The sequence below is a fragment of the uncultured Oscillibacter sp. genome (assembly GCF_910584465.1).
Lineage (GTDB): Bacteria > Bacillota > Clostridia > Oscillospirales > Oscillospiraceae > Oscillibacter.
Genome location: NZ_CAJUBK010000078.1, coordinates 1 through 8,708, shown reverse-complemented (window position 1 = coordinate 8,708; position 8,708 = coordinate 1). Strand labels below are relative to the sequence as shown.

Here is an 8,708-nt window from a genome sequence, read left to right as displayed (position 1 = left end):
TAAGTTTTCAGGACTTTCAAGAAAGTCCTGAAAACTTGCTCAGCCTGTCGAAAAGGATCTTTCGACAGGCTGAAAGGACTTCGGAAGTGTTCCCGAAGTCCTTTTTCTCATGCCTGCGCGCCCAGGGCCCGCCGGGCGGAGGATCTGTCACGTCCCCGGCCGGCAGAAGTACGGCCCGCATGCCGCCTCATGGGTGTGGGCATAGGTCCAGGTGAAGCCCTTGTCCACCAGATACCAGTCCGCGCCGGGAAGCGCCTCCGGCTCCGGCAGGGCCAGGGCTTCCGCCTTGGAGACGGGCCGGGACAGGGGGACGCCCTCCGGCGGATATTCATGATAGAAGAGGTACATGGTCTCGTCCGGGAGCGCCTCCAGCGCCTGCCTGGCGGCGGCGCCCTCCAGGCAGGGGACCAGCTCCCAGGAGAAGAGGTGCCAGAGGTAGTTCCCTTCTGCCAGCACGTGCTCCCCCACCCCCGCCTCCGGGGCGCCCTCGGCGAAGGCGTCCAGCCAGCGGCGCTCGATCGCCTTCCGGCTGGCGGGGAAGGGCTCCTCCCACTCCACCATGGTCCCCACACAGCGGCCGATGGGCTGGCCCAGCCCAAAGAACTTGGCCTCGTAGTCCGTCATGATGCCCACGGGGCCGTTCCCGTGGAGGTCCCGCGTGACCTCCGACAACCGGAAGCCGAACCGGGGGAGCTCCTCCACGGAGAACTCGAACAGGGGCTGGTTATCCGTTTTGAAATGGATCTGCCCGCCCATCTTCAGCACCTGGCGGTACAGCTTCAAAAAGTTCCCGTGGGTCAGCCGCCGCTTGGCGTGCCGCCCGCTGGGCCAGGGGTCGCAGAAGTTGATATAGATCCGGTCCACCTCGCCGGGGGCGAAGAAGTAGGGGACCTGGTCCGCGTTGGCGCTGAGGAAAAAAACGTTGGAGAGCCCGGCGCCGACACAGCGCTCCATGGCCACCACCATGGCGTCCGGCACCATCTCCACCGCCAGGAACAGCACGTCGGGATCGGCGGCGGCGGTCCCGGCGGTGAAGCGGCCCTTGCCGCAGCCAAGCTCCAGATGGATCTCCCGGGCCTGGGGCATCAGCTCCCGCCAGCGGCCGGGACGGTCGTAGGGGTCCCGGATGAGCCGCTCGGCGCAGCGTTCCATCCGGGGGATGAGGTTCTTCTTTTTCCGCATTCGCATAGGGCGGCGTCCTCCTGAACAGGGCCGGTCATCCGGCAGAGTTGAGTGATGATGTTATCTTCGGGGCATCCTCCGGGCGCTTCAGCCCCAGCATGGGGACCGTCAGGCCCTCCTGTGCCAGACGCCGGGAGAGGGCTTCCATGAAAAGCCCTCGTCCCGGGACCTCCGCGCCGCGGTCCGATGTGGTCCCGACCCCGCAGGTGGGAGAGCGGTCGACGCCGACGATCCCCAAGATCTGGAAGCCGTGCCGGTGGTATCCCATGATTTGCCAGACCGTCTGCTCCACCAGGGCGTCCAGCCGCTCCTTGGCGGGGGACTCGCCCATCGCCCTGCGGATGCGGGTGTTCTCCACCGTCACCGGCCGCTCCGCGCCGTGGATGTCCCCCCGGTCCAGCCCCAGGCAGCAGAACTCCGGGCAGGGGAGCTGGACGATGCCGGCCTCCGCGTCCAGGAGCGTTTCGAGGAGCTCCCGGAACGCTGCCGGGCAGACGGCGGTGCCGTCGGAGATGGCGTTCTGGTTCAGGAGACAATGGGCCAGGAAGACGACCCGTTTGCTCCTCCCGTCGGTGAACATCTGGATATCACTCCCACTCGTTGCTGGGTATCATATTCTAACGGATTTTGCTTTAGAAATATGATACCCTGTTCTTTTGATTATTTGATATATCCATATTATCCAGCCTATACGATGGGCTGTTATCAAATTGTTATCAGCAGTGATAACGTGAGGGAGTTGCTTACTATTTGTTCTGCTGGCTTACAACTTTGATGATAGCACAAAAGGCGAGGAAATGCAACTACATTCCCCCGCTTTTCCCAGGTGTTCATCAATAGGAAGCTCCCCCGATAAATCAGGAATTTGTGGTCTCTAAGTCGATGCGTAATATCATACATTATTTCTCAACATGAGCATACAACCTGACGAAGTCTTCATCCCGCGTCACTTCAAAGGCAACCTTATCACCGTATTCAATGTGGGAATATCCACCATCCGAATAGTCATAATAGGTATATTTTCCACCGGTAAACCCTAAATAATACCCAATGTCCTCGGGATAGGCGCAGACACTGGCGACAACCTGTCCTCTGTTTGTAAACACAACGTGGGTCATGCCCTCGCTGACACTCTCCTTCAACGCTGGACTATTTGAGCCGGTGACCCACTCAATGCGGTCGATTGATGTATAGGGGTCAAATGTGTACACGGCTGTCCACTCAAAGGGAACTATCTCCTCCAGAGTAGCACTGTCACTGCCCAGCGTGGACAGTGTGTTTTTCAGCCTGGCGTTGTTCAGATAGATTTTTGGATTCCCGAAAATGAAACACAAAATACCCAACACCGCGACAATTCCAAGAATAATACTGTGCCACAGGTCTGATTGTTTCCATGCTTTCTCATCCTCCGCATTTAAAACCCCCGTGCCCCACTCACCGTTTTCCATACGTAGCCGTTTATGCTTTGAAACATACAGGCTGAACCCAATAGCATATCCCAACGCTACCAGAATAAGTCCAATCAGGATAACTCTTAGCAAGTTTGTTGCGGGACAGAGCATAGCCAAAAGACCGGCTAAAAAAATCAGAATAATCGGAATATCTGTCGCAACGTAGGCAAATTTTCCGAATAGATCACGGTACAAAACTTTTCCCTGCCGCGCCTGTTTCACGTCCTCGTCATAGGCCTCCTGAGAAAACGCCGTGACCAGACATTTGACGGACAGGTATCCAAAGAGTATGATCCAGACCATATCCGCCAGCCCATCAAAGGTCACCGCCTTTATAACAACAAATGCACAGCCCATCAGAGCTGTCAGTAGGCTTTTCAGACTTATTAACTTCATGAAAACACCTCATCACAGATTTAGTATTGCCGCTGCAAATTTCAATTTATTGTTCTCATTATAGCAGTGAAAACACCCGCTGACAAGTACAAAGCAGGAGGGCGCTCCTTAAAGTGCCCTCCTGTCGATTATTACCTCACCCCCCGGCTGAACTTCCGCTTTGCTTTCTTCTGCTCTTTCTCCGCCACCTCCCGGCGTTTTGCGTCCTCCACGGCCCTCTCTACTTCTTCTGGGCCAAAAATTGCCCCGCTGAACACTGTTCAGCGGGGCGGTATGATTTACATTTTCACTCCCATTCGATGGTCCCGATCGGCTTCGGCGTCAGGTCATACAGCACCCGGCACACGCCGGGGACCTCGGCCAGGATCCGGCTGGTGACGGCCTTCAGCACCGCGTAGGGGATCTCCGGCACGGTGGCGGTCATGGCGTCCACGGTGTCGACGGCCCGGACGATCACCGGCCAGTCGAAGGCCCGCTTGCCGTCCCGCACGCCGGTGGAGCGGAAGTCCGGCACCACCGTGAAGAACTGCCACACCTTCCCCGCCAGGCCCGCCTTGCCGAACTCCTCCCGCAAGATCGCGTCGGACTCCCGCAGGACGGCCAGGCGGTCCCTCGTGATGGCGCCCAGGCACCGCACGCCCAGGCCGGGGCCGGGGAAGGGCTGGCGCTCCACCATGGACGCCGGCAGGCCCAGGGCCCTGCCGACCACGCGGACCTCGTCCTTGAAGAGGAGCTTCAACGGCTCCACCAGCTCGAAGTCCATGTCCTCCGGCAGGCCGCCCACATTGTGGTGGGCCTTCACGCCGTCGCTCTCCAGGATGTCGGGATAGATGGTCCCCTGGGCCAGGAAGGTGATGCCCTCCAGCTTCCGGGCCTCCTCGGCGAAGACCTGGATGAACTCGCCGCCGATGATCTTCCGCTTCCGCTCCGGCTCGTCCACTCCGGCCAGCAGGTCCAGGAAGCGGTCCGCGGCGTCGATATAGATGAGGTTGGCGTCCATCTGGTCCCGGAAGACCTCGATGACCTGTTCGCTCTCGCCCTTGCGCATGAGGCCGTGGTCCACGTGGACGCAGACCAGCTGCCTGCCGATGGCCTTGATCAGCAGCGCGGCCACGACCGAGGAATCCACGCCGCCGGAAAGGGCCAGCAGCACCTTCTTGTCCCCCACCTGGGCCTGGATCTGGGCGGTCTGCCGGGCGATGAACGCCTGGGCGAGCTCGGGGGTGTCGATCCGCTTCATGTCCGCGGGACGGATGTCTTTGTTCATAGGCTGTCCTCCATCGTAAAAGGTTCGTTCGTGTCTCTATTTGGTGTTATAACACATTTCCGCTGGGAACGCAACAAGATCGACAGGCCCTGCCGGTCTCGTCCCGCACCTTGCGCCGGGGCGCGGTCCATGTTATACTCCCCTGAGAGGATCTGAGCGGCGGAGGAGGCGGAGCTTTGTACATCAGGAGATACCGGCCGCCGGACTGCGGAGCGTTGGCGGACCTGTTCCGTGAGACCGTCCACAGCGTGAACGCGCGGGACTACTCCCCCGAGCAGCTGGCCGCCTGGGCCCCCGGCACGGTCGACCTGGATGCCTGGGACCGCTCGTTCCGGGAGCACTGCACGCTCGTGGCGGTGGAGGACGGCGTCATCGTCGGGTTTGGGGACCTGGGGCCCTCCGGCTATCTGGACCGGCTGTATGTCCATAAAGACTATCAGGGCCGGGGGATCGCGGCGGCCATCTGCGATCGGCTGGAGGCGGCGGCGGGCCCTAAGACCATCACCACCCATGCCTCCGTCACGGCGAAGCCGTTCTTTGAGGCCCGGGGCTATCGGACCGTCAAAAAACAGCAGGTCGTCCGGCGGGGGGTCTCACTGACCAACTATGTGATGGAGAAGCGGACGGGCAACGATATCTGAGGAGCCGGGCCCAGCGGCCCGGCTCCTCATGCGTCCGATGCGGTATCGCGGTCTCAGACCGTGGGATGCTCCCCGCCCCAGACGATCTTGCGGTACTTCTCGGGATCGGTGTCGCCCTCGGTGGAGAACATCAGCACCCGGCTGGAGCGGTCCAGGCCGACGGCCTCCCGGAGGTCCTTGTGCGCGTCCGACTCCATCAGGGCGGCGATGAGGCCCATGCCCACCGCGCCGCTCTCGCCGGAGACGACCCGCGGGTCCCCCTTCACGGGGGAGGACAGCATCCGCATGCCCTTGGCGCTGACCCAGTCGGGGCAGGAGACGAAGGCCGTCACATGGTTGCGCAGGATGTCCCAGGAGATGATGTTGGGCTCGCCGCAGGCCAGGCCCGCCATGATGGTCTGGAGGTCTCCGGACACGATCCGGGGCCCGCCGTCCCCCGCCAGGGCGCCCTGGTAGAGGCAGTCCGCCGCCTGGGCCTCCATGACGATGAACTTGGGGGGATCGTTGGGGAAGAGGTTCGCGTAATAGCCCACCACGGCCCCGGCCAGGCTGCCTACGCCGGCCTGGACGAAGATGTGGGTGGGGCGCTCCGCGCCGATCTGGCGGAGCTGCTCGGCAGACTCGCTGGCCATGGTGCCGTAGCCCTGCATGATCCAGGCGGGGATCTCCTCATAGCCCTCCCAGGCGGTGTCCTGGACGACGACGCCGTGCTCCGTCCGGGCGGCCTCGGCGGCGGCCATGCGGACGCAGTCGTCGTAGTTGACCTCCTCGATGGTCACCTTGGCGCCCTCGGCGGCGATGTTGTCGAAGCGGGGCCGGCTGCTGCCCTTGGGCATGTGGACCACGGCCGCCTGGCCCAGCTTGTTGGCGGCCCAGGCCACGCCCCGGCCGTGGTTGCCGTCGGTGGCGGTGAAGAAGGTGGCCCGGCCGAACTCCCGGCGGAAGGCTTCGCTGGTCAGGTAGCCGTAGGTCATCTCGGACACGTCCCGGCCCATCTCCTTGGCGATGTACCGGCCCATGGCGAAGGAGCCGCCCAGCACCTTGAAGGCGTTGAGCCCGAAGCGGTAGGATTCGTCCTTCACATAGAGGCCGCTCAGGCCCAGGTGCTTGGCCATGCCCCCCAGATCGGCCAGCGGAGTGACGGAGTACTGGGGGAAGCTGGTGTGGAAAGAGCGGGCCTGCGCCACGTGGGACAGGGACATGACGCCGAGCTGCGCGTCCTCGCTCTTGGGCATATGGTTCAGGGTCCATTCGATGGCTTCTTTCATGGTGCGCTCGCCTCCAAAAAAATTTTTGCTTGGCTGAAAGATATTTAGTCCATGACTGTATGATAGCACAGAAAACGAAAAACGCAAGGGGGTACCTGAAAATTTTTCAGGGAAACTAAAAAAATAATAGAGCTGCCTGCGGCGGGGGGGCGGCGCCGGCGGATGGAAGGGACTGGCCGGGATGGGCAGTCCTATAAAATCGTATAAAATTTAACGAATATTTTGTGCGAAGTGTAAAAAAGAGAAAAAGAGCGGGACGGCGGTGAAATTGTACTTGATAATTTCGGGGAAGGATCCTATAATAAAGATTGTGAGCAAATTAGCAATGTTGGGATCTGCTCGCATTTCCCAGGTTTCAAAATGCCGGAGGGCATGGTAAACAGGACCTACCGTACAATATCAAAAATAACAGGAGGAACGATCAATGAAGGTAGCTATTTTTGGCGCGGGCACGATGGGCAGCGGCATCGCCCAGGTCTTCGCAGCGAAGGGCCACACCGCCCTGATGTACGCCAGCTCTGTGGCCTCCGCCCAGAAGCACAAGGATAAGCTGGCCGCCTCTCTCCAGAAGCGGGTCGACAAGGGCCGCATGGAGCAGGCCGCCGCCGACGCGCTGATGGCCAACGTGCTGGTGGAGGAGAAGTCCGCCTGCGCCGACGCCGACCTCATCATCGAGTGCGTCAAGGAAGACATGGCCACCAAGAAGGCCCTGCTGAGCGAGCTGGACGCCATGTGCAAGCCCGAGGCCATCTTCGCCTCCAACACCTCCTCCCTGTCCATCACCGAGATGGCCAACGGCCTGAGCCACCCCGTGATCGGTATGCACTTCTTCAACCCCGTCCCCAGCATGAAGCTGGTGGAGATCATCCGGGGCGCGAAGACCACCCAGGAGACCTTCGACACCATCTGGGAGCTCTCCAAGGAGATCGGCAAGGAGCCCGTCGAGGTCAACGAGGCCCCCGGCTTCGTCGTCAATAAGATCCTGATCCCCATGATCAACGAGGCCGCCGACCTGCTGGATACCGGCGTGGCCAATGCCGAGGGCATCGACACCGCCATGAAGCTGGGCGCCAACCATCCCATGGGCCCCCTGGCCCTGGGCGATCTGGTGGGCCTGGACGTGTGCCTGGCTATCATGGAGACCCTGTACAACGAGACCGGCGATCCCAAGTACCGCCCCAGCCTGCTGCTGCGCAAGAAGGTGCGCGCCGGTGAGCTGGGCCGCAAGACCGGCAAGGGCTTCTTCGACTATTCCAAGTAAAACCTGAGAAAAGGAGTAAATAAGGTATGGACTTTCATCTTTCCAATGAGCAGCTGATGCTCCGTAAGATGTACCGTGAGTTCGCCGAGAACGAGGTCAAGCCTCTGGCCGAGGAAGTCGACGAGACGGAAGAGTTCCCCATGGAGACCGTCAAGAAGATGGCGAAGCTCGGCATGATGGGCATTTACTTCCCCAAGGAGTACGGCGGCGCCGGCGGCGACGTCCTCTCCTACGCCATGTGCGTGGAGGAGCTGGCGAAGGTCTGCGGCACCACCGCGGTCATCGTCTCCGCCCACACCTCTTTGTGCTGCGCCCCCATCTTCGAGCACGGCACCGAGGAGCAGAAGAAGAAGTACCTGCCCGACCTGTGCTCCGGGCGCAAGATCGGCGCCTTCGGCCTGACCGAGCCCAACGCCGGCACCGACGCCTCCGGCCAGCAGACCACCGCCGTTCTGGAGGGCGACCACTACGTCCTCAACGGCTCCAAGTGCTTCATCACCAACGGCAACGTGGCGGACACCTTCGTCGTCTTCGCCATGACCGACAAGTCCAAGGGCAACCACGGCATCTCCGCCTTCATCGTCGAGAAGAGCTTCCCCGGCTTCTCCACCGGCAAGCACGAGAAGAAGATGGGCATCCGCGGCTCCTCCACCTGCGATCTGATCTTCGAGGACTGCATCGTCCCCAAGGAGAACCTGCTGGGCAAAGAGGGCAAGGGCTTCAAGATCGCCATGCAGACCCTGGACGGCGGCCGGATCGGCATCGCCTCCCAGGCCCTGGGCCTGGGCGAGGGCGCGGTCAATGAGGCCATCAAGTACACCCAGGAGCGCGTCCAGTTCGGCCGCCGCCTGAGCCAGTTCCAGAACACCCAGTTCCAGCTGGCCGACATGCACACCCGCATGCAGGCCGCCCAGTACCTCGTGTACGCCGCCGCGATGAAGAAGCAGCTGCATGAGGACTATTCCATGGACGCCTCCATGGCGAAGCTCTTCGCCGCCGAGGCCGCGTCCGACGTGACCCGCCGCGCCGTCCAGCTGTTCGGCGGCTACGGATATACCCGCGAGTATCCTGTGGAGCGCATGATGCGCGATGCCAAGATCACCGAGATTTATGAGGGTACATCCGAGGTCCAGCGCATGGTCATTTCCAGCCGCCTGGGCGTGAAATAAGATAGGAGGTAAAAGGTCATGAAGATCATCGTTTCCATCAAGCAGGTCCCGGATACCTCCGGCAAGGTGGCTG

At 61.3% G+C, this 8,708-nt stretch carries 8 protein-coding genes; 3 read left to right on the top strand and 5 right to left on the bottom strand.

The window, feature by feature from the left end; genetic code table 11:
• Window positions 1-147: 147 nt before the first annotated feature.
• The 4 genes from trmB to guaA all read right to left on the bottom strand — a co-directional run bounded on the left by trmB (window position 148) and on the right by guaA (window position 4,269).
• A complete protein-coding gene (trmB, locus tag QZ332_RS12225; RefSeq protein WP_295765839.1) occupies window positions 148-1,188 on the bottom strand; it encodes a tRNA (guanosine(46)-N7)-methyltransferase TrmB in 1,041 nt (346 codons plus the stop codon).
• A gap of 28 nt (window positions 1,189-1,216) precedes the next feature.
• Entirely contained in the window at window positions 1,217-1,762 is a 546-nt protein-coding gene (locus tag QZ332_RS12220) for a CD3072 family TudS-related putative desulfidase (RefSeq protein WP_295765836.1), read from the bottom strand.
• A 319-nt stretch (window positions 1,763-2,081) separates the two neighbouring features.
• Window positions 2,082-3,029, bottom strand: a complete 948-nt coding sequence (locus tag QZ332_RS12215) for a hypothetical protein (RefSeq protein WP_295765833.1) — start codon at window positions 3,027-3,029, stop codon at window positions 2,082-2,084.
• A 286-nt stretch (window positions 3,030-3,315) separates the two neighbouring features.
• The gene (gene guaA / locus QZ332_RS12210) at window positions 3,316-4,269 is read right to left on the bottom strand and encodes a glutamine-hydrolyzing GMP synthase (RefSeq protein ID WP_363324036.1); all 954 of its coding nucleotides are present in this window, start codon (window positions 4,267-4,269) and stop codon (window positions 3,316-3,318) included.
• 203 nt (window positions 4,270-4,472) lie between these two features.
• Between guaA and QZ332_RS12205 the strand changes: the two genes are divergently transcribed.
• A complete protein-coding gene (locus QZ332_RS12205) occupies window positions 4,473-4,937 on the top strand; it encodes a GNAT family N-acetyltransferase (protein WP_295765828.1) in 465 nt (154 codons plus the stop codon).
• Between the two features lie 53 nt (window positions 4,938-4,990).
• On the opposite strand, the gene dpaL is transcribed toward QZ332_RS12205, so the two are convergent.
• On the bottom strand, window positions 4,991-6,205 hold the full coding sequence (gene dpaL / locus QZ332_RS12200) for a diaminopropionate ammonia-lyase (protein WP_295765825.1): 1,215 nt from the start codon (window positions 6,203-6,205) through the stop codon (window positions 4,991-4,993).
• A 424-nt stretch (window positions 6,206-6,629) separates the two neighbouring features.
• Here dpaL and QZ332_RS12195 point away from each other — a divergent pair, with 424 nt between their 5' ends.
• Both QZ332_RS12195 and QZ332_RS12190 read left to right on the top strand, forming a co-directional pair.
• On the top strand, window positions 6,630-7,466 hold the full coding sequence (locus QZ332_RS12195; RefSeq protein WP_295765822.1) for a 3-hydroxyacyl-CoA dehydrogenase family protein: 837 nt from the start codon (window positions 6,630-6,632) through the stop codon (window positions 7,464-7,466).
• Between the two features lie 26 nt (window positions 7,467-7,492).
• Window positions 7,493-8,635 (top strand): acyl-CoA dehydrogenase, encoded by a 1,143-nt coding sequence (locus QZ332_RS12190; RefSeq protein ID WP_295765818.1) that lies wholly within the window; start codon window positions 7,493-7,495, stop codon window positions 8,633-8,635.
• The last annotated feature ends 73 nt before the right edge of the window (window positions 8,636-8,708 follow it).

Bases quoted from the DNA above. Each gene is read 5' to 3' on its own strand.
- guaA (WP_363324036.1), bottom strand. From the start codon at position 4,269: ATGAAGCGGATCGACACCCCCGAGCTCGCCCAGGCGTTCATCGCCCGG.
- QZ332_RS12220 (WP_295765836.1), bottom strand. From the start codon at position 1,762: ATGTTCACCGACGGGAGGAGCAAACGGGTCGTCTTCCTGGCCCATTGT.
- QZ332_RS12190 (WP_295765818.1), top strand. From the start codon at position 7,493: ATGGACTTTCATCTTTCCAATGAGCAGCTGATGCTCCGTAAGATGTAC.
- QZ332_RS12195 (WP_295765822.1), top strand. From the start codon at position 6,630: ATGAAGGTAGCTATTTTTGGCGCGGGCACGATGGGCAGCGGCATCGCC.
- trmB (WP_295765839.1), bottom strand. From the start codon at position 1,188: ATGCGAATGCGGAAAAAGAAGAACCTCATCCCCCGGATGGAACGCTGC.
- dpaL (WP_295765825.1), bottom strand. From the start codon at position 6,205: ATGAAAGAAGCCATCGAATGGACCCTGAACCATATGCCCAAGAGCGAG.
- QZ332_RS12215 (WP_295765833.1), bottom strand. From the start codon at position 3,029: ATGAAGTTAATAAGTCTGAAAAGCCTACTGACAGCTCTGATGGGCTGT.